At 68.1% G+C, this 24,266-nt stretch carries 23 protein-coding genes; 11 read left to right on the plus strand and 12 right to left on the minus strand.

The window, feature by feature from the left end; genetic code table 11:
- Positions 1-89: 89 nt before the first annotated feature.
- Positions 90-1,463 carry a hypothetical protein gene (locus Hhyl6_RS12550; RefSeq protein ID WP_483739528.1) on the minus strand — a complete coding sequence of 458 codons (1,374 nt, stop codon included), beginning with the start codon at positions 1,461-1,463 and terminating at the stop codon, positions 90-92.
- A gap of 99 nt (positions 1,464-1,562) precedes the next feature.
- Here Hhyl6_RS12550 and Hhyl6_RS12555 point away from each other — a divergent pair, with 99 nt between their 5' ends.
- A complete protein-coding gene (locus Hhyl6_RS12555) occupies positions 1,563-2,822 on the plus strand; it encodes an outer membrane protein assembly factor BamB family protein (RefSeq protein ID WP_483739529.1) in 1,260 nt (419 codons plus the stop codon).
- On the opposite strand, the gene Hhyl6_RS12560 is transcribed toward Hhyl6_RS12555, so the two are convergent.
- Positions 2,806-3,399, minus strand: a complete 594-nt coding sequence (locus Hhyl6_RS12560) for an alpha/beta hydrolase (protein ID WP_483739530.1) — start codon at positions 3,397-3,399, stop codon at positions 2,806-2,808. The genes Hhyl6_RS12555 and Hhyl6_RS12560 overlap by 17 nt on opposite strands.
- Positions 3,400-3,548: 149 nt before the next feature.
- Here Hhyl6_RS12560 and Hhyl6_RS12565 point away from each other — a divergent pair, with 149 nt between their 5' ends.
- Complete coding sequence (locus Hhyl6_RS12565; RefSeq protein ID WP_483739531.1) at positions 3,549-4,418, plus strand: PspA/IM30 family protein; 870 nt, start codon at positions 3,549-3,551, stop codon at positions 4,416-4,418.
- Between the two features lie 12 nt (positions 4,419-4,430).
- Here the strand turns inward: Hhyl6_RS12565 and Hhyl6_RS12570 are convergent, their stop codons facing one another.
- The 4 genes from Hhyl6_RS12570 to Hhyl6_RS12585 all read right to left on the minus strand — a co-directional run bounded on the left by Hhyl6_RS12570 (position 4,431) and on the right by Hhyl6_RS12585 (position 10,194).
- On the minus strand, positions 4,431-6,338 hold the full coding sequence (locus Hhyl6_RS12570) for an SLC13 family permease (RefSeq protein WP_483739532.1): 1,908 nt from the start codon (positions 6,336-6,338) through the stop codon (positions 4,431-4,433).
- A gap of 159 nt (positions 6,339-6,497) precedes the next feature.
- Positions 6,498-7,541, minus strand: a complete 1,044-nt coding sequence (locus Hhyl6_RS12575; protein ID WP_483739533.1) for a DUF7972 family membrane protein — start codon at positions 7,539-7,541, stop codon at positions 6,498-6,500.
- Between the two features lie 78 nt (positions 7,542-7,619).
- Positions 7,620-9,548 (minus strand): threonine--tRNA ligase, encoded by a 1,929-nt coding sequence (gene thrS / locus Hhyl6_RS12580; RefSeq protein ID WP_483739534.1) that lies wholly within the window; start codon positions 9,546-9,548, stop codon positions 7,620-7,622.
- Positions 9,549-9,600: 52 nt separating this feature from the next.
- Positions 9,601-10,194 (minus strand): HTH domain-containing protein, encoded by a 594-nt coding sequence (locus Hhyl6_RS12585; protein ID WP_483739535.1) that lies wholly within the window; start codon positions 10,192-10,194, stop codon positions 9,601-9,603.
- 185 nt (positions 10,195-10,379) lie between these two features.
- Here Hhyl6_RS12585 and Hhyl6_RS12590 point away from each other — a divergent pair, with 185 nt between their 5' ends.
- The 6 genes from Hhyl6_RS12590 (at position 10,380) to Hhyl6_RS12615 (ending at position 16,279) form a co-directional block, all read left to right on the plus strand.
- The gene (locus Hhyl6_RS12590) at positions 10,380-10,811 is read left to right on the plus strand and encodes a universal stress protein (RefSeq protein ID WP_483739536.1); all 432 of its coding nucleotides are present in this window, start codon (positions 10,380-10,382) and stop codon (positions 10,809-10,811) included.
- A 70-nt stretch (positions 10,812-10,881) separates the two neighbouring features.
- A complete protein-coding gene (locus tag Hhyl6_RS12595) occupies positions 10,882-12,411 on the plus strand; it encodes an RAD55 family ATPase (RefSeq protein WP_483739537.1) in 1,530 nt (509 codons plus the stop codon).
- Entirely contained in the window at positions 12,412-12,972 is a 561-nt protein-coding gene (locus Hhyl6_RS12600) for a DUF7504 family protein (protein WP_483739538.1), read from the plus strand.
- Between the two features lie 49 nt (positions 12,973-13,021).
- The gene (locus tag Hhyl6_RS12605; RefSeq protein WP_483739539.1) at positions 13,022-13,534 is read left to right on the plus strand and encodes a gamma carbonic anhydrase family protein; all 513 of its coding nucleotides are present in this window, start codon (positions 13,022-13,024) and stop codon (positions 13,532-13,534) included.
- A 255-nt stretch (positions 13,535-13,789) separates the two neighbouring features.
- Positions 13,790-15,709 (plus strand): glutamate-cysteine ligase family protein, encoded by a 1,920-nt coding sequence (locus Hhyl6_RS12610; protein ID WP_483739540.1) that lies wholly within the window; start codon positions 13,790-13,792, stop codon positions 15,707-15,709.
- Between the two features lie 96 nt (positions 15,710-15,805).
- Positions 15,806-16,279 (plus strand): redoxin domain-containing protein, encoded by a 474-nt coding sequence (locus Hhyl6_RS12615; protein ID WP_483739541.1) that lies wholly within the window; start codon positions 15,806-15,808, stop codon positions 16,277-16,279.
- Between the two features lie 28 nt (positions 16,280-16,307).
- Here the strand turns inward: Hhyl6_RS12615 and Hhyl6_RS12620 are convergent, their stop codons facing one another.
- The 3 genes from Hhyl6_RS12620 to Hhyl6_RS12630 all read right to left on the minus strand — a co-directional run bounded on the left by Hhyl6_RS12620 (position 16,308) and on the right by Hhyl6_RS12630 (position 18,591).
- Positions 16,308-16,469, minus strand: coding sequence for a hypothetical protein (locus Hhyl6_RS12620; RefSeq protein ID WP_483739542.1), 162 nt, complete (start codon positions 16,467-16,469; stop codon positions 16,308-16,310).
- A gap of 65 nt (positions 16,470-16,534) precedes the next feature.
- Positions 16,535-17,584, minus strand: coding sequence for a dipeptide epimerase (locus tag Hhyl6_RS12625; RefSeq protein ID WP_483739543.1), 1,050 nt, complete (start codon positions 17,582-17,584; stop codon positions 16,535-16,537).
- On the minus strand, positions 17,581-18,591 hold the full coding sequence (locus Hhyl6_RS12630; protein WP_483739544.1) for an N-acetyltransferase DgcN family protein: 1,011 nt from the start codon (positions 18,589-18,591) through the stop codon (positions 17,581-17,583). Before Hhyl6_RS12630 ends, Hhyl6_RS12625 begins: the two co-directional genes overlap by 4 nt.
- Before the next feature lie 171 nt (positions 18,592-18,762).
- Here Hhyl6_RS12630 and Hhyl6_RS12635 point away from each other — a divergent pair, with 171 nt between their 5' ends.
- Positions 18,763-18,918 carry a hypothetical protein gene (locus Hhyl6_RS12635; RefSeq protein ID WP_483739545.1) on the plus strand — a complete coding sequence of 52 codons (156 nt, stop codon included), beginning with the start codon at positions 18,763-18,765 and terminating at the stop codon, positions 18,916-18,918.
- 77 nt (positions 18,919-18,995) lie between these two features.
- Here Hhyl6_RS12635 and Hhyl6_RS12640 read toward each other — a convergent pair whose 3' ends face one another.
- A complete protein-coding gene (locus Hhyl6_RS12640) occupies positions 18,996-19,697 on the minus strand; it encodes a Bax inhibitor-1 family protein (RefSeq protein ID WP_483739546.1) in 702 nt (233 codons plus the stop codon).
- 69 nt (positions 19,698-19,766) lie between these two features.
- A complete protein-coding gene (locus Hhyl6_RS12645) occupies positions 19,767-21,617 on the minus strand; it encodes an ATP-binding protein (protein WP_483739547.1) in 1,851 nt (616 codons plus the stop codon).
- Between the two features lie 87 nt (positions 21,618-21,704).
- Between Hhyl6_RS12645 and Hhyl6_RS12650 the strand changes: the two genes are divergently transcribed.
- Together Hhyl6_RS12650 and Hhyl6_RS12655 are read left to right on the plus strand one after the other, a co-directional pair.
- Positions 21,705-22,496 carry an endonuclease/exonuclease/phosphatase family protein gene (locus Hhyl6_RS12650; RefSeq protein WP_483739548.1) on the plus strand — a complete coding sequence of 264 codons (792 nt, stop codon included), beginning with the start codon at positions 21,705-21,707 and terminating at the stop codon, positions 22,494-22,496.
- 93 nt (positions 22,497-22,589) lie between these two features.
- Entirely contained in the window at positions 22,590-22,925 is a 336-nt protein-coding gene (locus tag Hhyl6_RS12655) for a DUF7113 family protein (RefSeq protein ID WP_483739549.1), read from the plus strand.
- A 4-nt stretch (positions 22,926-22,929) separates the two neighbouring features.
- Here Hhyl6_RS12655 and Hhyl6_RS12660 read toward each other — a convergent pair whose 3' ends face one another.
- Positions 22,930-24,183 carry a DNA double-strand break repair nuclease NurA gene (locus Hhyl6_RS12660; RefSeq protein WP_483739550.1) on the minus strand — a complete coding sequence of 418 codons (1,254 nt, stop codon included), beginning with the start codon at positions 24,181-24,183 and terminating at the stop codon, positions 22,930-22,932.
- Between the last annotated feature and the right edge of the window lie 83 nt (positions 24,184-24,266).

Here is a 24,266-nt window from a genome sequence, read left to right on the forward strand (position 1 = left end):
GGACGGCCAGTCTGGTACGAACGCACCGGCGGACGCGAGGACGAGCGGTCCGGCCAGTCCGTCGTACGGGAGCCAGTCGGTGACCCGCCTCAAGTCACGACCGGTTGCGAGATTATCCACAGCGAGAACACGGTGTAGCCGACCATCGCGACGACCAGCGGGAGGTGTCCCCGACGACCCCCCGCGCGGCCGTACCGGTCGACGGCGACGGCGTGAGCGGCCACGACGGCGACGAGGTGCCCGACGACGACGAGGGCGACCTGCGACCCCCAGAACGCCGCCAGCGAGAGGCCGGCGACGGGGGCTGGCGAGAGGAGTCCGCCGGTCGTCAGGTCGGTGAGCGTCCCGAGGTTCCGGAGGACGAAGGGGTAGGTGTGGGCCACTTCGTAGGCGGCCGCTATCGGGAGCAGGGAGGCGGCGAACGCCGTCGCCGTCCGGCGGGTCGCCCGCCCCTCGCCCGCGGCGGCGTCGACCAGCGAGACGGCGGCCCCGTAGCTCCCCAGAAACAGGGCGAACCCGGCGAGGTAGAGGGCGATTGCGGCGGGTGTCGGACCGAGCGCGTCGGGCATGGCGGCCAGTAGGGCTCGAAAGGCCGCCGTCTCGGCTACCCCGTCGAAACTGACCGTGTAGAGGGCGAGGACGACGAACGCCACCGTGGAGTCGTCGGTCACGGTGCGGGTACAGGCGCGCCACGGACTCCGGAGCGAAACTCGGTAGCCGCCACCGGCCCGGTCTACGCGTATCGGCGCGACCCGTCCGAGCAGTCGGTACAGAACCGCCAGCGCGTCGGCCCGCCGGAGCCACGTCGGACCGTACGCGAGCGCTCCGACCACCATCACGAGGGCGTAGGCGGCCACCAGCGCGGCAGTGAGGCGCGGCGAACGCGGGAGCGTCGTTAGGTTCTCGACGACGCCGACCAGTAGCGCGAACCCGAGGACGGCGGGCCAGTGGCCGAGGCGCTCGGGGTACTCGCCCAGCACCGCCGGTGGGCCGCCCTCCAGTCGTGCGAGACCGGCGTAGACGGTGCCCCACGGCGAGAGGACGCGCCACGGGCTTCCCGCGACGACGGCGACCAGTCCGAGTCCCTTCAGCCACACCGGCCAGAACAGCACCGTCGCGACGTTCTCCGAGGGTATCTGCTGGCCGAGGACGCCGCTCGCGAGGACGGCGACCAGCGCGAACAGGCCGACGGCCCGCCCGACGTTCACGAGGGTCTGTGCGGCCCAGAACGGGACGGCGAGGGACGGCGTGTCGCGGTCGTTGTCGGTTTCTCGCTCCCCGACGGCTACCCAACCGGCGGTGACGGCGACGGTGCCGCCCGCGCCGGCGTACAGGAGCCACAGCGGTATCGGCGCCTCGATGCCGCCCCCGACGCTTCCGTGGGCGCTGGCGGTGCCGGCGAATCCCAGCGCGACCAGTGTCGTGACTGCGAGCGCGAACGCCCGACAGCGGCGACGGTCCATAGTCGTCACTACCCGGCCGTCGGGCAAGTACGTACCGCTCTCGCCCGCCGCGCGCACACGATAGCCGACCTTATGCTCGGTCGGCGTCGAGTGCCGGCAATGCGACCCCGGACGGTCCTCGCGGCGCTGCTTTGCTGCGGCGCGCTCCTCGGCGTCGCCGTCGCCGGGGTGACGGCCGAGAGCGGCGCGCTCACGCAGACGTGGGTGAGCGACACCGCCCGGCAGAACGAGGTGAACCACCACGCCGTCGGCGTCGGTCCCCACGGCGACGCTATCGTCGCGCCCGTCGCGGCCGTCCCCAACGCCGAACCCATCGGCCCCTACTCCTGTTCGCTCGTCCGACTCCGACCGAGCGACGGGGCGACGCGCTGGCGGTGGTCGGTCCCAGCGGAGGACTGTTTCACCCACGCGCTCACTCAACCGGCCGTCGCCGACGTGGACGGCGACGGCGGGACGGAGGTGGCCGTGGGCACCACGGAGGACGCCGTCGTCGTCCTCGACGCGGCCTCGGGCACAGAGGAGTGGCGGGCCCCCCTCTCGACGTACGGCTACGGACAGCCCTCGGTCGGGAACGTCACCGGCGACACGACGCCGGAAGTCGTCACGAGCGACATCGCGGGAACGCTCGTCGTCGCCCACGGGAACGGCACCGTGGCGTGGCGTCGGAGTACGAACATGACCGTGTGGGCCCGGCCTCGACTCGCGGACGTGGACGGCGACGGGGCCTCGGAAGTGGTTCTCGGGGGTGACGGCGGCGTCGTCGTCTACGAGGGCGACGGCACCGATCGGTGGCGCGTCGACGCCGACGCGACCACGCTGGCCGTCGGCCCCGACGGGACGGTGCTGGCGGGGAGTACGGGCAGACTGGTCGCCCTCGACGGGGCCACCGGCGACCGGCGGTGGGTGACGAACGTCAGCGGCACGCCGCGCATCCACGACGTGGGCGACGCCGACGACGACGGGCAAACCGAGGTGTACGCCGGCGTCGCCGGGAACACGGTGCTGGCCGTCGACACCGGGTCGGGCGAGGCCGACTGGCGCACGTCGCTCGGCGGCGGCGAGCGTCAGACGGCGTACGCGCCGGTGCTGGGCGACGTGGACGGCGACGGCACGCGGGACGTGATTGCGGTGACGAACGGCGGCACCGTCGCGGTGCTGGACGGGCGGACCGGCGAGGAACGGGCCGCCTACGAGCGTTCGGTGCCCATCTGGACGTTCGCCACGCCCGCTGACGTCGACGGCGACGGGGAGGCGGAGGTTCTGGTCAGGTACGGCGACGGCCGGGTCGTCGCGCTGGACTGGACCACCGCCGGCGGGAGCGCTCTCTCGGTCCGGTCGCTCGCTACAGGTTCGCCCTGAGGAACGCGGCCACCCCGTCGGCCACCTTCTCCGCCTGTCCGACGAAGTGGTGGTCCGCGGCGACCGACTCGACGGCGTGGCCGAGTTCTCGGGCGCGTTCGACCACCGGCCGCCAGTCGACGGTGGCGTCGCGTTCGCCGTACACCACTTGCACCGGGCAGTCGACGGCGTCGAGTGCGGTCACGGCGTCGCCGTCCGAGAGGTCGGCGGGCGGGGCCAGCACCGAGAGGGCGTCGGGAGCGTGGTCGGCACTCACCTCGGCGGCCGCCCGAAGCGCCACCCCTGCCCCGAAACTGTACCCGAACAGGCCCACGGCCGCGTACCGGTCGCTCGCCCACGCCAGCGCGTTCTCGGCGTCGACGTGCTCACCCCGGCCCTCGTCCCACGGGCCGTAATCGAAGCGGAGGCAGGCGACGTCGGGCGAGAGCGCGTCGCTCACGGCACGCAGTCGCTGGTCGGACCGACGCCCGCCGAACTGCGGGTGGGGCGGGCAGGCGACGACGACGCGGTCGGCGTCCGGTGTGTCGAGCGTCGCCACGACGTCGCGCCCGCCGGGGACGTGGACTGGGTCGCCCATGCCGACACCCTCGGCGTCGACGGTGGAGTATCTATCGGCGCGTCGTGCGACCCGAGAACCGAGGGGCGAGACGCGGAGAGCGACGAACGGGCGTCTCAGGGCCGACACCAGTGGAAGAAATTTAAGTCGACAGCACCGAACGTTGAGCCATGGGAATCCTCTCGCGCGCCTCGTACATCATCCGGTCGAAGGTGAACGCGGTGCTCAACCGCTCCGAAGACCCCGCCGAGACCCTCGATTACAGCTACGAGCAGTTGCGCAACGAGTTGCAGGACGTCAAGCAGGGCATCGCCGACCTGACGACCCAGAAGAAGCGACTGGAGATTCAGAAGCGCCGACTGGAGGAGAACGTCGAGAAGCACAACGACCAGGCCCGACAGGCCGTCAAGCAGGACCGCGAGGACCTCGCCCGGCAGGCCCTGGAGAAGAAGAAACAGAAGATGACCCAGATAGAGGAACTGGACTCACAAATCGCCCATCTGGAGTCCCAGCAGGACCAACTCGTCGAGCAGAAGGACGAACTCCAGCGGCAGATAGAGCAGTTCCGCACGAAGAAGGAAACGATGAAGGCCCGCCACGAGGCCGCGAAGGCCTCCGCGCGGGTCAACGAGGCGATGACCGGGGCCGGCGAGGAGATGGAGGACGTCAACCGCGCCATCGAACGCGCGGAGGAGCAGACCGAGGACATGGAGGCGCGCGCGCAGGCGATGGACGAACTCCGCGAGGACGGGGTGCTGGAGTCCCAGATATCCGACAAGAGCTCGCTGGAACAGGAACTGGAGGACATCCAGCAGGAGGGGGCCGTCGACGCCGAACTCGACACGCTGAAACGGGAGATGGGCAAGGCCGAGGAGGAACCGACCGAGGGCGAGACGGCCGACCCCGAAGCCGGCGACGTCGAGACGGAACTCGAACAGGAACTCGCCGACGACGACGCCGCCGACGTGGAGACGCCGGACGTCGACGAGAGCGAAGTCGAGTCGGAACTGGAAGAACTGAAAGACGACGAGCAGGCCTGACCGTCCCCGCGATTAGAGGGGCCAGACGACCGCGACAGAGAGGGTCGTGACGACACAGAGGAGCAACTGCAACGGGGCACCGACGCGGGCGTAGTCGGTGAAGCGGTAGCCGCCGGGGCCGTACACCATCAGGTTCGTCTGGTAGCCGACCGGGGTGAGGAACGCGGTGGCGACGGCGAAGGTGACTACGAGGAGGAACGGCGTCCCGTCCGCGCCGACGTCGGCGGCCGTGGCGACGGCGATGGGTGCCATCAGGACGACAGTTGCGACGGGCGTGATGACGCTCGCGAGCACTGCGGTCAGGAGGTAGAACACCGCGAGCAACGCGAGCGGCGGGACGACGCCGCCGACGTCCGCCAAGAGGCCACCGACGAACGCCGCGCCGCCGGTGGCCTGCATCGCCGCGCCAAGCGGGAGGAGGCCGGCCAGCAGGAAGACGACGTTCCAGCTAACCGCGTCGTAGGCCCGGGTGGCGCTGAGCGTGCCCGTCGCCACCATCGCCACGACGCCCCCCAGCGCGGCGATGTATATCGGCATCGCCTCCACCGCCGCGAGGGCGATGACGGCCACGAGGATACCGACGGGGACCAGCGCCCGGGGACTGAGCGACTGCGTCACCTCCCCGTCGTGGATGACGTCGAACAGTTCCGGCGGCCCCTCGGTCAACACGAGGTACCCCTCCTCCTCTAAGTGTCCGATTTCGTCCATCGGCGTCTGCAGGAGGAGGGTGTCGCCCGCGGAGAGTTCGACGTCCCCGAACCCCTCGCGGATGAGTTCGTCACCCCGGCGAATCGCCAGCACCGTCACGTCGAACCGCGAGCGAAGGTCCACGTCACCGAGGGTGCGGCCCCGGAGACGGGACTCCCCGTCGACGACGGCCTCGACGAGGAAGCCGGGGTGGCCGCTCTCGGCCAGCAGTTCCTCGGTCACGGACTCCCGCGGGAGTTGCCGCAGGCCGTACCGCTCGCCGAACTGGTTGACAGCCTGTCTGCTCCCCCGGACCGTCAGCACGTCGTCGGGTTCCAGCGTGCGGTCCGTCGCCGTCGCGAAGAACGACTCGCCGTCCCGGTCTATCTGGAGGACGTCAACGTCGATGACCTCGGGTTCGGCCGCCGCCCCCTCCTCTTCCGGGCTCGACACGCTCTCGGTGGCCACGAGAGCGGCCACCCCGTCGCCGTCGAGGGCCTCGGCGACGGTCAGGCCCACCAGCGGCGAGGACTCCCGTACCCGTAACTGCGCGAGGTACCGGTCCATGTCGAACTCCTCGGTGAAGTCCGCCGCCGGGTGGACGCGCTCGGGGACGAGCGCTCGGCCGACGGTGAGCAGGTAGCCCACCCCGACCAGCAGGACGACGATACCGACGGGCGTGAGCGTGAACATCGAGAACGGCTCGTTCAACAGGTCACGCGAGATGTCGCTGGCCAGCAGGTTCGTCGCGGTGCCGACGAGCGTCAGCGTCCCCCCGAGCATCGCCGCGAAGGAGAGCGGGAGGAGCAGTTTCGACGGCGAGAGTCCGTACCGCTCCGAGAGGCCGGTGACGAGGGGGATGAAGACGGCGACGATGGGCGTGTTGTTGACGAACCCGGCACCGACGCCCGTGGTGCCGACGATTGCCGCGAGCAGGCGGCGTTCGTCGCCGCCCGTGAGGGCCGCCAGTCGCACGCCGAGCCAATCGACGACCCCGGCCGCCTCCACACCGGCGCTGAGGATGTACATGGCGACGATGGTGACCACGGCGGGACTGGCGAACCCCGAGATTGCCTCCCGGGCGGGGACCCCGGTGTACGGTTCGAGGACGGCCAACGAGACGAGGACGGCCACCGCCGTCATGTCCGGTGGGAGCCACTCCGTGACGAACAGCATCAGGGCGACGGCGACGAGTGCGAACACCACGAGCGCACCCGTCGAGAGCGGGGCCATGCCCGAGTAGAACGCTCGGGGAAGTGATAAATTGCGGTGGCGAACCCCGACCCCTCGCGGGAGCGGAGGCCGTCGACTCCACTCGGCCTCGGAATGGGTCGAACCTCGCCGCTTTCGCAGAACTGCCGCTTTTCGTCCCTCGTGGGGCCTTCAGTTCACTCAGTCCCAACTCACGTCCACGGACCGGTCCGTGTCGCGGAGGATGAACGGCCCGATAGAGAGGGTCCGCTTGGTGACGGTGACGATGCGGAGGATGTACGCGAGCAACAGCGTGAACGGGAGCAGCGAGAGGGTCGTCGTCGTCGCCAGTATCCACAGCGAGTCCGCGACGCCGAGCGTGAGGTTCGTGAAGTCCCGCGCGTCGAAGAAGACTTGCGAGGTGATGGCGACGGCGAGTGCGGGGACGGCGACGTACAGCAGGGCCCGCGAGAGGTTCGACAGCTCCCACTGGAAGTACAGCGTCTTGAAGTGCTCGCGGGCGGGGCCGAACAGTTCGAGCGTGTCGACGAGCGTCTCCAGTCGGTCGAGGATGTCCTCCGAGAGTTCGTCGGCGTACTGCTGTCTGATTCGCCGGCCGGCGTACAGTTTCCACGAGTAGTTGTAGTTCAGCGCGGCCTTCACGACGTCGAACTCGCCGAAGTTCGCGCCTTCGAGTTGGTCCGTGACGGTGTCGGCGTTCCCCACGATGGAGTCCAGATACGCAGAGAGAAGGTCGTTCAGGTCGTCGTCGATGTCGTCGGTGTCGACGGCCTCTTGGACCTCTTGTGCGTGCTCCTTCGTGGCGCGGACGAGCGAACGGAGGAACGCCGAGGGTTCGGCGGGACTGACGCCGGCACCGACGGTGTCGGCCACGTCCGACCGGAACGACATGGCGCCGGCCATCCGGTCCCGCTGGTCGCCGACGGCACCCAGTTCCTGCGAGAGCACGAGTTGGCTCAGCGTCAGGACCAGCGTGACCCCGGTGATGGTCCCGGTGATGAGCGCCTGATACAGCGTCTCGATAGGGTCGCCACGGGTCAGCAACTTCTGGCCAGGCGTGGGGTGGAGGACGCCGACGACCATGATGGCCATGAACAGGCCGGCCGAGAACAGCGCGGCGACGAACTTCCTGTCAGCGTCCAACAACACCCAGAGGAACCACGTGGAGTCGTCAGCCCGCTCCCGCATCGTGTCGCTGGGCTGGGTCCGGTCGGAGTCGGTCATGTCGAGACTCTCGCCGGCCAGACGGAAAAGCGACCGCCCTTACCCAGTCGGACCGGACGGAGGCTGGCGAGTAGCCGGTTACCGTCCGGCGAGGAACGTGACGGCAGTCCGCTGTTGGTCGACTTCCGTTTCGAGGTGGTCGCGGAACTCCGCGAGGTCGATGTCCTTCTCCTCGCGTTCCTTCCGGTCCCGGACGGAGATGGTGCCGGCGTCCTCCTCGTCGTCACCGATGATGAGCATGTACGGCACCCGGTCGTCGTGGGCCTGCTGAATCTTTCGGCCGACGGTCCACGAGCGGTCCTCGATTTCGACGCGGAACTCGCCCAACTCGTCCTGCAACTCCTCGCAGTAGGGGATGTTGTCGTCGGAGACGGGGAGGATGCGGACCTGCTCCGGTGCCAGCCACGGTGGGAACTTCCCGTTGTAGTGCTCGGTCAGCACCATGAAGAACCGCTCGTAACTGCCGTACAGCGCGCGGTGAATCATCACCGGGCGGTGGTCCTCGTTGTCCTCGCCCGTGTAGGTCAGGTCGAACCGCTCGGGCATGTTGAAGTCGAGTTGGACCGTCGGACCGTCCCAGTTCCGGCCCAGCGCGTCCTCGAAGGCGAAGTCTATCTTCGGTCCGTAGAAGGCCCCGTCGCCCTCTTCGACCACGTAGTTGATGTCCTGCTCGTCGAGGACCGAGGCGAGTTGGTTCTCGGCCTTCTCCCATATCTCGTCGCCGCCGACGGACTTCTCGGGGCGGGTGGCGAACTGGACGGTGTAGTCGAGGTTGAACGTGTCCAGCGTGTCGAGGATGATGTCTACCGTCGCCAGCACCTCCTGTTCTATCTGGTCGGGGCGGACGAACAGGTGGCCATCGTCGATGGTGAAGGCCCACGTCCGCGAGAGCCCCGACAGTTCGCCGCGCTGTTCCTTGCGGTACACCTTCCCGTCCTCGAAGTAGCGGACGGGGAGGTCACGGTAGGACCACGACTTCTGGTCGAAGATGGTCGCGTGGCCCGGACAGTTCATCGGCTTGAGGCCGTACTCCTCGTCGTTGACCTCCAGCAAGAACATGTCGTCGACGTAGTTCTCGTAGTGGCCGGACTTCTTCCACAGTTCCGTGCGGAAGACGTGGGGCGTCTCTATCTCGTCGTATCCGGCGTCCCGGTTGAGTTCGGCGACGTAGTCGGAGAGTTCGTTGAGAATCTTCTTGCCGTTGGGTTCGTACAGGGGGAGGCCCGGCCCCGTGGTGTCGTCGATGGAGAACAGGTCCATCTCCTGTCCGATTTTGCGGTGGTCCCGCTCCTCGGCCTTCCGGCGGCGTTCGAGGAACTCGTCGAGTTCGTCCTGCGTGGGGAAGGCGGTGCCGTAGACGCGGGTGAGCGTCTCGTTGCTCTCGTCGCCGCGCCAGAAGGCCGCCGAGATTTCCAGCAGTGCGAACCCGCCGATTTCGCCGGTCGACTCGACGTGGGGGCCCTGACAGAGGTCGTAGAACTCGTCCTGTCTGTAGAAGGAGACCGGGTCCTCGTCTGCGGCCTCGGTCTCCAAGATGTCCTGCTTGAACGGGTTGTCCTCGTAGCGCTCGAAGGCCTCCTCGCGGTCGACGAGTTCGCGTTCGATGTCGTAGTCCGCCTCGATGATGGCCTCGGCTTCGGCCTCGATGTCCTCGAGGTCGTCCTCGTCCAAGTCGACGCCGGTGACGTCGTAGTAGAACCCGTCGTCGGTCCACGGTCCGATGGTCAGTGTCGCCTCGGGGAACTCGCGCTGGAGCGCCTGTGCGAAGACGTGGGCGGCGGAGTGCCGTAGCACGTCGACGTACTCGTCGCTGCTCGGTGTGACGATGACCAGTTCGACGTCCGTCTCGATGGGCGTGTGCTTGTCGACCAACTCGCCGTCAACGACGCCCGCGACGGTGTCCGTACCGAGTCCCGGTCCGATTTCGTAGGCGACGTCTTCGACCGTACTGCCGGCGTCCATCTCTAACGTGGACCCGTCCGGCAGCGTGACCGTGACCGTACTCATACCCGTGGATACGATAGCCGCCGGGGATAAGTGTATTGAGACGCGGACGCTCTCACTCGGTCGGCAGGATTTCGGGGCCCTCCGTTTCCTCCTCGCGCACTCGATGGCGCTCCTCGCGTGTCGGGCGGGGCAGGTCTGGGCGCGCCGGTCGCTCGGCATCGGCCGCTCGCTCCGGTGGGTCGAACCGGGTGAACTCACCCTGTTCGAGGGCCGCGAGACGGTCCGAGACTGTCGTCACCTCGCCGTCGGCGGCGTGTGGCGTGACGCAGACGGGGGCGCCGTCGTGGTACTCGACGAGGAGGACGGCGGGGACCCGGATGGCGCGGTAGTGGTCGTCGGCCATGGTGTTCTCGACGCCGCGGACCTCGAACGCCGGTGCCAGCGAACAGTCGTTCTCCGACGCCCACTCCTGGAAGATAGTGACTCGGCCGAGGGCGTACTCGCCGGCGGCCGTCGTCGCCGCCTCGGGGGTCGCCGGAATCTGCGCTCCCCAGACGTGGACCGTCCGGTCGGTGAGCGTCCCGCCTTCGACCAGTCCAGCCACGCGTTCGAGGACGGCGTTCTGTGCCTCGCGGTAGCCGTCCGGCAGCAGCGACCGAACGTACAGTTCCGCACTCCGGTCCGCCGGCAAGTCGCTCCCTTGCATGACGGTAGCACACATGGGCCCGTCTGACAAAAGTATTGTAGTTGACAACTAATGGTCGGACTACCGGCTGAGTGAACAGTGGTAACCCGGGGTACGATGGGTGGCGACGCTCCGCTCGGAGGACCGTCGTGCGGCGTGCCAACAGGGAGTACTATGTACCGTCGGGACGCAGTACCGCCGTGCCGATGTACGACAACGTACTTGTCGCGACGGACGGCAGTTCGGGGACGACCGAGACGCTCGCTCACGCCGTCTCTATCGCCCGCGACAACGACGCGGTGTTGCACGGCCTCTACGTCGTCGACCGACGCCTCTACCTCGCGGCCGACAAAGACACGCAGGACGACGTGCGCGAGTCCCTCCGCGAGGAGGGCGAGGTCGCACTCGACGACATCACCGTCGGCGGCGAGGAGGCGGGCCTCGACACCGTCACCCGGATGGAGGAGGGCATCCCACACAAGGTCATCACCCAGTACGCCGACGACGAGGACATCGACCTCGTCGTGATGGGCACTCACGGCCGGACCGGCCGGGACCGGGTCGCCAACCTCGGGAGCGTCACCGAACGCGTCGTCGAGAGTTCGCCGGTGCCGGTCCTCGTCGTCCACATCGAGTGAGGCCAATCTCAGTCCTGATAGTTTGGCACTACGCATTTATTACGCGGTGTCCAACTGCGGGTCGTATCACATGTCGGTACCCACCGGGAGCGAGACGCTCGACAGCATCTTAGACGGCGGCCTCCCCGAGGGGCGGACGGTACTGGTCACCGGCGGCCCCGGGACGGGGAAGTCCACGCTCGCCATGCAGTTCCTTCAGGAGGGACTCGAACGAGGCGAGGAGTGTCTATACATCAGTACGGAACAGACGTTCGACGAGCTATCGGACGCCTTCGAGGACTTCGCGTTCGACCTGAGCGACGACAACCTTTCGGTCACGTCCGTCCACGCGACGCCCGGCCAGACCGTCGAGAGCGGGGACGAGCGGGAACTCACGCTGGAGACGCTGGAGGGGGGACAGATGCTCGGTGGAGACTACTCGGCCCCCTTCGAGACGAAGTACGTCACGCGCTACCTCGAACAGTTCGCGCCCGCCGACCGGGTCGTCTTGGACTCCGTCTCCGGCCTCTCGGCTATCGGCGAGAATCAGGACGTCTTCCGCCGGACGCTCCTCGATTTCATCCGACTGCTCAACGAGGAGTTCGACGCGACGGCGCTGTTCACGGCAGAGGAGTCCCAACCGGACCTCCTGCGGGACGACGTCAAGACGGTGGCCGCGAGCGACGCCGTCCAGTTCAACACCCACGGCGTCCTCCGCCTCTGGCGTGAGAACGTCGGGGGCGACTATCACCGCTTCATGGAAGTCGTGAAGATGCGCGGCGTCGACCACGACACGCGCGTCCACGAGGTGTCGTTCACCCGCGAGGGTATCCGCGTCTCGCCGCGACTCCGGACACACCCCGGCGAGTTCGTCCCCGGGGACCACATGTCCACGGGCATCCCCGGACTCGACCACCTCATGGGCGGCGGCATCGTCCGCGGTGGGACGCTCTTACTGGAGCACGACGGACAGGCGAGTCCCCACTCCATCCTGACGAATCTGCTCGCGCAGGCCCACGACAACGACATGGCTATCTCCATCGTCCCGCCGGTCGAACTCCCGCCGAAGCGCCTGCGCAGCATCATCGACGAGCGAATCGGCGACATGGACGAGTTGCTGGCCGACGACCAGTTGTTCCTCATCGACTTCGCCAACATCTGGGAGAACACCAAGCGCAACGTCTTCAAGCCGCAGGAACACGACGCGGACGACCCTGCCTCGGTGTTCCGGACTATCGACGACAGGCGCGGCGACCAACCGATGTTCACCGTCCTCAACGTCGAGGCGCAATTGCCGGTGCTCGACGACGACGGACTCAGACAGATACGGTTCTGGGAGGAGGAGAACCTCTACCGCGAGGACGACACTTCGATGTACCTGTTCAACCCGGCGACGCTTGACGACGAACTCGCGGCCTTCTACGAGAACGGCGCGTGGCAGACGCTGAAGACGTGGCTAACCGACAACGGCCTCCAGTACCTCGAACTCCAGAAGTCCCCGAGCGGCTACATGGGGTCGACGCGACTCGTCGAGTACGTCGAGGACGAACCGTACATGCGGGTCCAGCGACCGCCGGGGGCCGGCGAGACGACAGCGACGCTCGACGGGGGGGTCCAGTAGATGGACGGGACGGGCGTCCGCCCGGGTACGAACGTCCTCGTCTCGGCCCCGTCTCTGAGCGCCGAGAAGCGCGAGACGTGTCTCGACCTGCTGGGACCCGCGCCGCCGGCGGAACTCGACGTGTTGCAGGTGACCTACTCGTCGTCGCCGACGGAACTCGTCGCCGACTGGCGCGACCACCACGGGGAGTTGCCCGCACGCATGGGCATCGTGGCCGTCGGGAATCAGGCCGGACTCCACGACGCCGAGGGGGTTGACGTCCCCGACAGCGTCTTCGTCACGACGGCCAACCCGAACGACCCGACGGGGCTGGGGATGCGCCTGAACAACTACCTCACCGACCACGACGGCGACTCCCAACTGGTGGCGTGTTTCGACTCGATGACGGAACTGCTCCAGTTCGTCGACGTGCAGGCGGCGTTCAAGTTCCTCCACATGTTCGCCGGGCAGTTGCGGGAAGTCGACGCAGTCGGGCACTTCCACGTCGACCCGGCGGCCCACGACGACCAGACGATAAGCCGACTGAAACCCCTCTTCGACGACGCCGTGGACCGGACCTGAGCCACCTCCCGACCGGTATCTTTTCGGATTACCCACACGCTGTGTCGATATGGACAGCCGCGAGTACGAGTTCGAGGGGGCGACCCCCGACATCCACGGGTATGCACACGTCAGTCGGGAGGCGACGCTGGTCGGCGACGTGACCGTCGGGCCGAACGCGAACGTCTGGCCGGGGTGCGTGCTCCGGGGGGACGTCGCGCCGGTCGAAGTGGGCCGGGAATCAGCTATCGGCGACGGAGCCATCCTCCACGCGTCGACGGTCGGCGAGAAGGTGATGGTCGGCCACGGGGCCGTCCTCAACGACGCCGAGGCCCGCGACGGCGCGCTGGTCGGGTTCAACTCCACCGTCAGCGACGCCGTCATCGGCAAGGGGTCCATCGTGGCCATGGGCACCGTCGTCCCGCCGGGCTACGAGGTGCCCGCGGAGTCGTTCGTCCGCGGGAGCCCCGCGCAGGTGACCCCGCTCTCGGAGACGACCATCGACCCGGACGAGGTGTTCGAGGCGTTCTCTTCGGGGGACTACGCCAACCTCGCCGCGCGGCACGAGGACCTGTTCGAGTAGTAGCGAGGGGCGACGACCGAACGAGAGTGAGGGAGTCGGCCCTCGGAGTCACGAGCGGGGAGGAACGACCCGCGAGTAGTAGCGAGGGGCGCGAGCGAAGTGAGCGGCCCTCGAAGCGGACCGGCGACTATCGGGAGCCGCGAGCAACGCGAGATGCCCCCCATTGCGATGCCCCCCATTGCGATGCCCTCGTCGGGGCGTAGCGCTCGCCGCTGACGGGGTAGTTATAAGGGAAGAACCGCCACAGTTCTCCACATGGACGACATCGTCGACCTGGTGCGCCGTTCGCTGGCTGACGATACCTACGCGGAGTTCGCCGACCGGGTCGACGAACAGGCGGCACAGCTACGGACCGCCATCCGGTCCGGGGAGTTCGACAACGAGTCGTTCTCGGTCGGCATCGAAATCGAGGTGTACGCCATCGAAAGCGTCCCGGAACCGCCGGAACCGGAGGGGGACGACGAGGAACTCGACGAGAGCGACCTCGACGCGGACCTCTCGGGCGGCGGCGGGAACGCGTGGGACGGGTCGCTGGACGCGCCGGCCGAACCAGACGACGGCGGCGGCGCGTCGCTCGAACCCGAGGGCGGGGCGTCGCTCGACCCGGCGGAAGACGACCCGTTGGCGCCCGAAGACGCGGGGGACGACGGAGACGACAGCGACGACGGCGAAGGCGACGACCAGTTCGGGCCCGGAGAGGGACCGTCGCTGGACATCGACCCCGACAGCCCCCTCGCCGACGACGACCCGGCCACGCCGGAAGACGAGGGCGAACCGGCCGTCGAGGCCGTGGCAGACGACGAACCGCAGATGGACCCCGAGGAGTGGGAGGGCCGCCTCACGCGCCTCCCGGACGTGGTGTTCGAGGGGGAGGCGAACAAGGAACTCGGCCTGCACAACGCCGAGGTCAACACCGAACCGAACAGTTTCGACCAGACGGGTCTGGAGGTTCAGACCACCGCCGTCGAGATGCAGACCAAGCAGGCCCGCTCGCAGGCCAGCAACCAGCACTGCGAACTCGTCCTCGACGCGATGTGGACGATTCCGCCGGCGGAGGGGAGCGAAGCCTACCTCTCGGCCCACGAAAAGCGCGACGGGGTGGTGCTCGCAGAGAACATGCGGCAGGCCCCGCGGTACGTCGCGCTGGACAACGAGGTCTTGGGGCACGCCGGCGGCGAGATACCGTTCGACGTGCCCGGCTACGACGGGGCGTTCCCGAGCATCCTCTTCGAGTCGCTGGCCACCTCGATTCAGCCCCACCTCCAGATACCCGACAGCGAGTCGTTCCCGGACTACTACAACGCCGCAATCCGGACGCTCGGTCCGCTACTGGCGCTGTCGGCGAACTCACCGTTCCTCCCGGCGGACATGTACGAGGGCGTCGACGGCGAGTGGCTCTGTGAGCAGACGCACCACGAACTCCGCATCGCGGCCTTCGAGCAGTCGGTCAACACCAGCGCGAACCCGAAGGTCCGAGTACCCGAGGACATCGACGCGGCGACCGACGTGGTCGACCGGGTGGTCGAGGACGACCTGTTCGCCCCGTTCCTCCGGGAGTGGCTGGAAGACGACGACCGGAACGGCTTCGCCGACGAGTTCTGGGAGTTCGACCACAAGCGCGGCACCTACTGGCGGTGGCTCCGCTGTGTCGTCGGCGGGACGCCGGTGGACGGCGCTGCGAGCGAGCGGTCGCTCCGCATCGAGTACCGGCCGCTCCCGACCCAGCCACACGTCTCGGACATGATAGGGCTACAGGTCCTGACGGTGGGCCTCATCAGGGGGCTGGTCGCCGCCGACCACCCGCTGGCGGAACTCCCGTGGCAGGAGGCCCGCCGGAGTTTCTACGCCGCCGCCGAGGACGGACTGGACGCGGACCTCGCGTGGGTCACGAGCCACGGCGAGCGCACCACCGACCCCGAGGTCGTCTTCGACGAGGTGTTCCACTACGCTCGCCTCGGCCTCGCGGAACAGGACGTACCGGAGGACCGCATCGAGGAGTACCTCGGCCCCATCGAGCGCCGCTACGAGGCCGGCGAGACGCCGAGTTCGTGGAAAATCGGCCGCGTCGAACGCTACCTCGACGACGGGTACGACCTACAGGACGCCATCGAGGAGATGCAACGGGACTACTTCGAGGCCAGCCGCGAGCACCACGAGTTCGCCGAGTGGCTGTGAGCGACGGCGCGGAAGTGAGCTGTTACCAAACCGGGGACCGGGCAGTGGTTCCCGGCTTGCCACCATTTATTCGGCTCAAGCGCTTACCCCGCGCCGATGGTATCCACAGGCGATTCCGCGCCGGACGTCTCGGCGACGATTGCGAACGGAGAGGTCGAGGCCTTCGAACTGTCGGACCACCTCGGCGACGGCCCGGTCGTGCTTGCCACGTTCCCGGGCGCTTTCACGCCGCCGTGTTCCAACGAGATGGTCGCGCTCCAGAACCACCTCGACGACTTCGAGGACGCGGGCGCGACGGTCCTCGGCCTGAGCGCCGATTCGGCGTTCTCGCTCAACGCCTTCCGGGAGGAACACGACCTCGAGTTCCCGCTGGTCAGCGACATGAGTCGCGAGGCGATTCAGGCCTACGGCCTCGAAATCGACATCGGTGACCTCGGCCTCCACGGCGTCGCCAACCGCGCCGTGTTCGTCGTCGACGACGAGGGCGAGGTGGCCTACAGTTGGGTCGCCGACGACCCGACCAACGAACCCGACTACGAGGAACTGGTCGAGGCCGCGGAGAGCGCCTGAAACGCAGAGAAACGGTTTTCGTCCCTTTTCACTCCGCGTCGAGCCACGCCTCGAACTCGTAGAAGCAGTCCGAGCAGAGAGCGCCCTCGAGGGTGGCGACGTCCTCGGAGACGTGTTCGACCATGTACCGCTGGTGACGGGCTTGCGACGAGTCGAGTTCCGTCCCGCAGTTGTCACAGTGTTCGGGCACGCCTCGTCGTTGGTCGCCCCGAGGGGTAAATCCCGGCTTTCGAGGGAGTCGTTCACACGCCCGGGTCAGAGCGAGTCCCCGAACTCCGGATTCCGGCGAACGCCGGTCCCCGCGTCGACGGCCCGCAGGTCGAACGTGTCGCCGTCCATCGGGACGCCCTCGTAGGGGTCGGCGTCGAGGAGGAGCGCCCCGTCCAAGTCAGCGTAGTCGAACAGCGGCGCGAGGTGGGCCGCCGCGCCGATGGAGGCGTTGGACTCGACCATGCACCCGAGCATCGTGGCGAGGCGGTGGGCGTCGGCGGCGTGGACGAGGCGCATCGCGGCCCGCACCCCGCCGCACTTGACGAGCTTCACGTTGACGGCGTCGCAGGCGTCCGCGACCCGCGGGACGTCCGTCGCGGTGACGCAGGACTCGTCGGCACAGACCGGCATCGCCGTCGACCGGGTGACGCGTCGCAGTCCCTCGACGTCGTCGGCGGGAACGGGTTGTTCGAGCATCGTCACGCCCGCCGCTTCGAGCCACCCCGCCGCGGTGACGGCCTCCTCGGGGTCCCACGCCGCGTTCGCGTCCACCCGGACGTCGGCGTCGGGGGCCGCCTCGCGCACCGCCTCGAAGCGGACCCGGTCGGCGTCGCTCCCCAGTTTCACCTTCAGTTTCGAGAACCCGGCGTCGACGGCGGCGGCCGCCTTCTCGGCCATCCGGTCCGGCGAGTCGATGCCGACGGTGTAGGTGGTGGCCGGGACCCGGTCGGGGTCCAGACCCCACTGGCGGTACAGCGGCGTCTCGAGCGAGCGAGCGGCGAGGTCCGCGAGCGCGATGGAGACGGCCGTCCGGGCCGCTGGCTGGTGTGGTGCCTGTTCGTGGAGGCGACGCTCGATTCGTTGTCCGGCGTACGGGTCGCCCACGGAATCGACCGTCGCCAACAGGTCGGCGAGCGTCTCGGCGACGCTGGTCGGCGTCTCTCCGTAGTACTCCGACGGCGTGGCCGCGCCGACGCCAGTCGTCCCCTCGTGGGTGAGTTCGAGGACCACGGTCCCGCTGGTCTCGCTGGTCCCCCGGGCGATGCCGAAGGGCGTCGAGAGCGGCAGGTCGTACCGTTCGACGTGCCACTTCATAGGACGGCGTCGAGTATCTCGTCGGGCACGCCGTCCCGAACCGGGTCGGTGACGGGCAGGCCGAGGGCGTCGCCGTACTCGTCTACCGCCTCGCTCGCGTCGGCCGCGTCCAGCGCACTCGTGTTCAACATTCCGGCGACGACCCGCGCGTCCGAGACGGGCGCGGCCATCCGGTCGTAGAGGTCCCGGTACTCGGGGAGCGGCGGGATGCTGAAGGACTCGTAGCCGTGGACGACCTCCTGTCCGGCGTTGTGGCACAGCACCAGCGCGTCGGGTGCGGACCCGTGGAGGATGCTCGTCGTGACGCCGGAGTAGGCGGGGTGGACGAGGGACCCCTGCCCCTCGACGACGAGGAGGTCTACGTCTTCGGGCGTCTGGACCAACCGTTCGACCGCGCCGGCGGCGTAGTCGGCGATGACGCGGTCCACGACGATGCCCCATCCGGTGATGGCGACGCCGGTCTGTCCCGTCGGGACGACGGCGGCGTCTAACCCTCGGTCCCGGGCGGCGTCGCGTATCTCGAAGGAGGCGGTCATCTTCCCCGTCGAGCAGTCGGTGCCGACGGTAGTGACGACGGTGGCGTCCACCTCACCGGCGGTGCCCTCCGCGACGGTCAGGTCGTCCGGCGGCTTGCGCAAATCGTGGAGTTCGGCGCCGTGTTCCTCGGCGAGGCGGACGAACTCCGCGTCGTCTTCGAGGAAGTCGTGCAGTCCCGAGAGGACGTCACAGCCGCGTTCGAGGGCCGCGCGCACGTCGGGCCGCCACGACTCGTCGAACGCGCCGCCGATGGGCGAGATGCCGATGACGAGTGCGTCCACCTCGGGCACGTCGTCCATCGAGGCGACGATGGGGGCGTCCTGTACGTCGGGGAGGTGGTCGTGGACTCGCTGACCCGCGTGCTCTCTGTCGACGACCGCTCGCACCTCGTGGTCACCGTAGCGGAGCAACCCGACGGCCGTCTTGGCTCGGTCGGGAAACGATTCGTGTGTGAGGACGGCGACCTGCATACGAGACCTGTCGCGGCCGCCCCGCCTAAAGGTATGGTCGCACGTCCGAGACCGGCCGACGGCGAGGGTGCTACCGCCATACTATCATAAAAGTAAATTATGTTCAACTATCGTCGTGGAGAAAAGATATGCCCGGCGTCGTCCAAGTACATCTAGAGTGTCGCCCGTCGCATGAGTTCGATACCCCCGATGTCGAGTGAACCGCTCGTTGACGTCGCCGTCACGCTCGGGCTACTCGGCGTCACGTTCGCTGTGTTGCTCGTGGTCCCGTTGTTCGCGACCCCCCGTGCGAGCGTCGACCCCGACGTCCCCGACGACCGGCACTGAGAGACGACCGACACGAGCGAGCGCCGCTCCTGAGAGGACTCGGTGCGGCTACGCCGACCCGCCTCGGTCCCGCTTCCTCACTGGTCGAGCATCGAGAGGATTCGCAGGACCCACTGGAGGACGTGGACGAACACGCCCATGACGGCGACGTAGATGCCGACGGCGTTGCGCAGGTCGCTGGCGTAGCGGTTCTCGCGGACGGCCCATATCTCGTAGGTCAGGTCGACGATAAAGCCGAGGAAAAAGAGGAGGCCCGCCACCACGAGGAGGAGCGGATTCAGGAACACGCCGGCGGCCCCGACGAGCAGTCCGCCGATGAAACACCCGAAGGCGTAGCGTTGCCACCCCGAGAAGTCGTAGCCGCTCTTGAAGACGACGGTGGCGACGACGGCAGTGATGGCACCGGTGATTACGGTGGTGATGCCCAGCGCTGGTACGCGGAGGCCGCTGCCGTAGATGTACAGTATCGCCGCGCCGAACAGGCCGTACCCGCCCTGAATCAGGAGGACGCCGGCCCCGGCGAGGCCCATGCTCCCGCGCTCGATGCCCTTGTTCGCCACCCAGAACCCGCCACCGACGGTGACGGCGAAGACGGCGATGCCGACGAAGAAACTGGAGAACAGCGCCGCCCCGAGCGGCGCGATAGGCGTGTAGGAGAGCCCCAGCATCACGAGGATGTTGACCGCGACCAGCGCGGTCCCCATCCCGATTATCTTGCTGATGTTCCGGTCGACCGTCGCCCCGACGTTCCGGGTCCCGCGGTCGAAGGTGCTACTCATGGTTGGGACCCACTCGACTGCCACACATGGGTCTTTTCCCTCCCAGACGGCCGAAACGCATATGTTACGTCAGTCTCGTCCGTGACGAGTCACGCACGTCGAGAGGCCGATGAGTTCGACGGGTTCGGAGTTGTCCGGCGAGTAGACGACGCGTTGGCCCTTCTCCATGTAGGGGACCTTCGACTCCAGATTGCTGGGGATGTTCACGGCCTTGATGGCGTCCTCGTCGCCGAGGTTCAGCACCATGGTCGTGTTTATCTGTTTGAACACGGGGTCGGCGATGTCCTGTGGGTCCTGCGTGATGAGGTAGAGGCCCAACCGTTCTTTCCGGCCCTGTTTGGCCGCTTCGGTGAACTTCCCGATGACCTTCCGGGCCTGCACGCTGTCGGCGTCCGTGAGGAAGTTGTGGGCCTCGTCCATCCCGAGGACCAGCGGCGTCTCCTTGATGCGGTCGTAGCGGGGGTCGTTCGAGAGTTTCTGGTCGATGAGGAGGCTCGACACCGCGAGGACGATGGTCGACGCGGTTCGGGAGTCGGTGATGTGGTAGGTGGGGATGACCGTGAGGCCGCCGTCCCGGACGAGTTGGGTAATCTGGTCGGTGATGGGTCGGGCGTCTTGGTCGAAGACGACACCGAACCCACGCACCCGGCGCTTCACGGCGTCGAAGGTGGCCTCGTGGACGTCGCCGGCCTCGTGGAGTTCCTCCTTCAGCGCCGGGTCGTCTAAGAAGGTGAGGAACTGGTCGTAGGTGCCGCTCTCCCCGTATTCGCGTTTGAACCGCGGGAGGAACGTGTTGACCAGCGCCCCGTACTGGTTGTCGTTGAGGCTGGACCCGGCGATGAGCCACGGGTTCTCGTAGACGAGCGAGAACGGAATCGTGAACTCCACCTGTTCGGCGCGGTGGTGGCTGGCGTTGTACTCGGTGCCCGCGACTTTCGGGACGAACGCGATGGTGTCGTCGTAGCCGCCGTAGGCGACGCCCTCTCGTTCGCACCGACGGGCGAACTCGTCGGTAAGTTTCGGGTTGTCGTCGTGCATCTGGGCGTACTCGTCCTGCGGGTCGAACTGGACGACGGCGAGTTCGGGCGAGCGCCCGTCGGTCATCTCGTACGTGCGGCCCAGATACTGCCGGAGGACGTTCTTCGAACTGTGGGTCTTCCCGGACCCCGTGCCCCCGGCGACGAGGGTGTGCCGGAAGACGAGGGGGTCGCCGTCCTCGTAGTCGTCTTTCAGGCGGTAGTCGATGGTCGGCGGTTCGGCGCTGGTCCTGACCTTCTCGCCGCCGACGGAGAGGTGGCCCAGAAAGACGCCGTCCTCGGGAATCTTCAGGCCGGTCTTGATTTCTGACTTGTCGGTGGCCTCCCGGACGACGGTTTCGGGTTTCGGCACCCGGTCGGTCATCCGCCGCTTGAGTTCGCCGCCGTCCTGATACAGCACCGCCACGGGGTCCAGTTCCGCCATGAACTTGAAGTCCTGTTCGTCGATGCCCTGCTGGCGCATCGCTCGGCGGGCGTGAATCTCCGTGGCGTCGTCGGCGCGGAACTCCTGTGCGTACTCCAGCGCCGAGATGCGGCAGAACAGGCGCTCGCCGTCGGGATAGGGGACGAGGAGGTACTTCCCGATGCGGACGGCAGAGCGGTTGGCGGCGGTGACGTACGCGCGGAGGTGACACTCCTCGGTGTCCTCGCTGATGCGGAGGCCGTCGGCGGCCGAGAGCACGCCGAGGCCGCTATCGGCCGGGACCGGGTCCGTCTCCATCGACTCGAACGCCGGCGCAGTTGTCCCGTCGTCGGCCGCTTCCTCGCCCCCGTCGGCCGTCTCGTCGACGGTCTCGGCGGGGGGCGTGGCCGACGAGTCGTCGGCGTCGTCCGCACCCTCGCTCCCGCCGTCGAAGTCCGTGAAATCCCCGAGGTCAGACATATCGGCATCCACGGTAGCCGGGGACTAACACCTTTCCCCAGCGGGGCGGAAGTGAAGCCTTACGCCCGTGGGTGGTTTGGGGGGCATATGGAACCGGTACGGGTGATGTCGTTCAACGTCCGATACGACGCCGCCGAGGACGGACTGGACAACTGGGCACACCGGCGGCGTCTCGTCGCGGGGACGATTCGGTATCACGCCCCGGACGTCGTCGGGATACAGGAGGGCCAGACGCACCAGATTTGGGAGTTGGAGACGCTTCTGCCGGCCTACGACTGGATTGGCGACCCGCGAGACACGGTGGAGGCCGGCGGGGAGTTCACAGCCATCGGCTTCCGCACCGCCCGCTTCGACTGCGAGGCGACCGAGACGTTCTGGCTGTCGGAGAGCCCGGAGACGCCCGGGAGTCTCGGATGGGACGCCCGCCACCCCCGCGTGGCGACGTGGGGACGCCTCCGAGACCACGAGACTGACGGCCGACTGCTCGCGGTGAACACGCACCTCGACCACAAGGGGGCGGACGCGCGGGTGAACGGCATCGACCTCGTCCTCGCTCGGGTCGACGACATCGCCGACGGCGACCCGGTCGTCCTCGGAGGGGACTTCAACTGCGTCGTCGGCGACCCCGCCCACCGACAGGCGGACGAGCACACCCTCCCCGACGGACGCACCCTCGTCGACGCACGCGACCTCACACCACACCGACATGGACCCACGACGACGCGGACGGACTTTCACGACCTCGTCCCCGACATGGGCATCGACCACGTGTTCGTCAGCGACGACGTGACGGTCGACGGTTGGGCGGCGCTCACCGACCGGGACGACGACCACTACGCTTCGGACCATCTCCCCGTCGTCGTCGACTGTCGGCTCTGACTGGGGTGCGTTCCGTGACCGCTGGCCCCTCTCCTGTCACCCGTCGAGACGCTACGCGCGGGGCTTTTGCCCGCAGAGCACGTAGCCACGCCTATGCTACTCGTTCGTGGGACCGTCGGTGGGACCGGCCTGACCGGGACGCTGTACGAACCGGGCGAGGACCCGCCGTCGTACAGGGGTGCGCCGGACGAAGGGGCGCCCTACGTGTGGGTCTGTGACGCCTTCTACGAGGTAGAGAGCGGCGGCCGGGTCCAGACTATCGGGGACCGGGAGCTACGGGTCGCCTTCGAGTCGCCGATGCCCCGCGGGTTCGAGACGCGGGACGCGGCGCTCGCGGGGGCCAGAGAGCACGTTCGCACGCAGTTCGCCCGCCTCGGCGTCGACGAGGCCGACGTCGAGGTGACCGTCACCCGGGCAGAGGAGGCGTAGGCGGTCAGAACTTCTCCTCGATGGCCCCCCACCGGAGGTCGTTGTACGACGAGTCGCGGTCCGTCTCGAAGGCGCGCTCGATGCGCCGTGTCAGTTCTTCGCTCCCCTGCCGGTCGATGCTCGCGAGTTCGTCGGCCTTCGAGATGGCTATCGGCGGGCCGCGTTCGGCGGCGACGTCGTGGAGCACCTGTCGCGTCAGTCGTTCGCGGCGCTCCTCGTCGTGCGTGAACGCGTAGGGTGCTTCGACCCGGAACACGAGGTCGGTCCGGGGGTCGTACACCACGAAGAAGGTCACCTCGTAGGCCGCCGGGTCCAACGACCGCTCGATGCCGAGTGCGTCCCCGTCGGTGGCCATCACCGCGTCCGTGCCGCCCCGCGAGCGGAACCAGTTTGTGCAGGTGAGCGCCTCGGTCCGGCGCTCCCCGTCGTCGTCCTGTCGTTCCAAGATGTGTCGGAAGAAGGCGCTGTCGCTGGTCCAGGGGGCGTTCGTCTTCTTGCGGACGACCCGGGTCAGGGGCTTTCGCGAGGAGTTCTTGACGAACCCCACGAGCGGCACGTCCTTCTGTACGAACCGTTCGACCAGTTCGACGTAGTTGCCCACGACGGTCTTCGGTCGGTCGTCCTCGGCCAGCACCTCCGCGAGTTCCGAGTCCCGGTCGGCCCAGCGGAGGAGACCGGTCGGGTAGATGGGGCCGTCCAGCACGAACAGGTCCTCCACCGAGTCGACGTTCAACAGGGCGTGTTCGCTCTCGGCGAGGTACAGCGCCAGCGCGTGGACCACGCGCTGTTCGAACCGGTCGACCTGCGGGGCGTCGAGTATCCGCCGGCGGGCGTACCCCCGGTCGTCGGCCCGCCACTCGCCGTCGAAGGTCAGCGTCGTGTCGTTGGAGTGGACCGCCATGATGATGGTCCGGCCGCGGTGGAGGTCCACGTCCGATGGGGTCGCGCTCATCGCCGCCTGCGCCACGTCGAGGACGAGGCCGTTCTTGAACGTGGTCGGGTTGATGGTCCCGGAGTCGAGGCCGTGCTGTGTCGGGAACGGGGGGTCCTCCAGCGCGACGTCGGCCACGGGGACCTTCCGACGCCGCTGGTCGCCGAGCGGGACGAGTATCTCGCGGCCGTCCGTGTCGTAGAGCGGGTCCAGAAAGTTCGCCCACACCTCCTCGGCGGCGGCCCCTTGGTCGCTCGCCTCGACGGTCGCACCCACCTGCCCGGCGAGTTTCGCGATGCCCTCGACGTGTACCGGGTCCAGCGTCATGTGCGTGGGTTCGGTGGCGGGAGCATAACTCTGGTGGGGCCGTGGATTGGCGCGGTTGCGCCGTCGGGGCATCGGCGGCGGTC

This window comes from Haloarcula sp. H-hyl6, assembly GCF_056934455.1.

What these genes read in the sequence shown, in the direction of transcription:
- Hhyl6_RS12550 (WP_483739528.1), bottom strand. Translation starts at nt 1,463, where the DNA reads ATGGACCGTCGCCGCTGTCGGGCGTTCGCGCTCGCAGTCACGACACTG.
- Hhyl6_RS12555 (WP_483739529.1), top strand. Translation starts at nt 1,563, where the DNA reads ATGCGACCCCGGACGGTCCTCGCGGCGCTGCTTTGCTGCGGCGCGCTC.
- Hhyl6_RS12560 (WP_483739530.1), bottom strand. Translation starts at nt 3,399, where the DNA reads ATGGGCGACCCAGTCCACGTCCCCGGCGGGCGCGACGTCGTGGCGACG.
- Hhyl6_RS12565 (WP_483739531.1), top strand. Translation starts at nt 3,549, where the DNA reads ATGGGAATCCTCTCGCGCGCCTCGTACATCATCCGGTCGAAGGTGAAC.
- Hhyl6_RS12570 (WP_483739532.1), bottom strand. Translation starts at nt 6,338, where the DNA reads ATGGCCCCGCTCTCGACGGGTGCGCTCGTGGTGTTCGCACTCGTCGCC.
- Hhyl6_RS12575 (WP_483739533.1), bottom strand. Translation starts at nt 7,541, where the DNA reads ATGACCGACTCCGACCGGACCCAGCCCAGCGACACGATGCGGGAGCGG.
- thrS (WP_483739534.1), bottom strand. Translation starts at nt 9,548, where the DNA reads ATGAGTACGGTCACGGTCACGCTGCCGGACGGGTCCACGTTAGAGATG.
- Hhyl6_RS12585 (WP_483739535.1), bottom strand. Translation starts at nt 10,194, where the DNA reads ATGCAAGGGAGCGACTTGCCGGCGGACCGGAGTGCGGAACTGTACGTT.
- Hhyl6_RS12590 (WP_483739536.1), top strand. Translation starts at nt 10,380, where the DNA reads ATGTACGACAACGTACTTGTCGCGACGGACGGCAGTTCGGGGACGACC.
- Hhyl6_RS12595 (WP_483739537.1), top strand. Translation starts at nt 10,882, where the DNA reads ATGTCGGTACCCACCGGGAGCGAGACGCTCGACAGCATCTTAGACGGC.
- Hhyl6_RS12600 (WP_483739538.1), top strand. Translation starts at nt 12,412, where the DNA reads ATGGACGGGACGGGCGTCCGCCCGGGTACGAACGTCCTCGTCTCGGCC.
- Hhyl6_RS12605 (WP_483739539.1), top strand. Translation starts at nt 13,022, where the DNA reads ATGGACAGCCGCGAGTACGAGTTCGAGGGGGCGACCCCCGACATCCAC.
- Hhyl6_RS12610 (WP_483739540.1), top strand. Translation starts at nt 13,790, where the DNA reads ATGGACGACATCGTCGACCTGGTGCGCCGTTCGCTGGCTGACGATACC.
- Hhyl6_RS12615 (WP_483739541.1), top strand. Translation starts at nt 15,806, where the DNA reads ATGGTATCCACAGGCGATTCCGCGCCGGACGTCTCGGCGACGATTGCG.
- Hhyl6_RS12625 (WP_483739543.1), bottom strand. Translation starts at nt 17,584, where the DNA reads ATGAAGTGGCACGTCGAACGGTACGACCTGCCGCTCTCGACGCCCTTC.
- Hhyl6_RS12630 (WP_483739544.1), bottom strand. Translation starts at nt 18,591, where the DNA reads ATGCAGGTCGCCGTCCTCACACACGAATCGTTTCCCGACCGAGCCAAG.
- Hhyl6_RS12635 (WP_483739545.1), top strand. Translation starts at nt 18,763, where the DNA reads ATGAGTTCGATACCCCCGATGTCGAGTGAACCGCTCGTTGACGTCGCC.
- Hhyl6_RS12640 (WP_483739546.1), bottom strand. Translation starts at nt 19,697, where the DNA reads ATGAGTAGCACCTTCGACCGCGGGACCCGGAACGTCGGGGCGACGGTC.
- Hhyl6_RS12645 (WP_483739547.1), bottom strand. Translation starts at nt 21,617, where the DNA reads ATGTCTGACCTCGGGGATTTCACGGACTTCGACGGCGGGAGCGAGGGT.
- Hhyl6_RS12650 (WP_483739548.1), top strand. Translation starts at nt 21,705, where the DNA reads ATGGAACCGGTACGGGTGATGTCGTTCAACGTCCGATACGACGCCGCC.
- Hhyl6_RS12655 (WP_483739549.1), top strand. Translation starts at nt 22,590, where the DNA reads ATGCTACTCGTTCGTGGGACCGTCGGTGGGACCGGCCTGACCGGGACG.
- Hhyl6_RS12660 (WP_483739550.1), bottom strand. Translation starts at nt 24,183, where the DNA reads ATGACGCTGGACCCGGTACACGTCGAGGGCATCGCGAAACTCGCCGGG.